At 68.2% G+C, this 611-nt stretch carries 1 protein-coding gene; it reads right to left on the bottom strand.

The features are described 5' to 3' along the window. Window positions 1-107 precede the first annotated feature (107 nt). Window positions 108-611, bottom strand: a 504-nt coding sequence (locus tag CAY82_RS27440) for a UTRA domain-containing protein (protein ID WP_087503452.1), incomplete at its 5' end; no start/stop codon positions are given.

Genomic DNA, 611 nt, shown 5'->3' with positions numbered 1-611 from the left:
ACCTTGTTCATGCTGCCCGTCCTGCTGATCTTCCTGGTCCTGCAGGGCCGCGTCACCTCCGGCGTCGCCGCTGGCGCCGTCAAGGGCTAGTCAGCCTTCAGGCTGTATCAGTCTGGAAAGGTCAACCGCGTCGTGATCCGGTACCGGTCTCCTCGATAGATGGAGCGGGTGTACTCGATCACGGCGCGGTTCGCGTCGCGCGTCGTGCGCTCGAAGAGCAACGCCGGTGAATGCAGCGGTACGTCGAGCAGCGCGGCCTCCTGCGCGTCGGTCACGGTCGGCTCGGTGGTCTGGACCGCGTCTCTCGCGGCGACCCCGTACCTCGCCTTCAGCAACCCGTAGAGCGAGCCGACCTCGAAGTCGCGCCCAGTGATCCCAGGGACGAAGGCGGCCGGGATCCGGATCCGCTCGATGCACATCGGTGCGCCGTCGACGAACCGCAGCCGGACCACCGAGACGAGCTGGTCGCCGGGTGAGATCTCCATCCGCTGCCCGAGCCGCGCGCCGGCGGGTTCGAGCTCGAAGCTGACCAGCTTGCTCTGCCAGGGCGTGCCCTCGGCCGGCGGTACGTGGAAGTCGCCATCCACCGTCGGCTCGAGCGCCTGGTGGAT

Origin of the sequence: Pseudomonas sp. SID14000 (genome assembly GCF_002165135.1) — a bacterium.
Taxonomy (GTDB): Bacteria; Pseudomonadota; Gammaproteobacteria; order Pseudomonadales; family Pseudomonadaceae; genus Aquipseudomonas.
The sequence above is the reverse complement of the archived record's forward strand: the minus strand, read 5'-3'. Positions and strand labels throughout refer to the sequence as shown.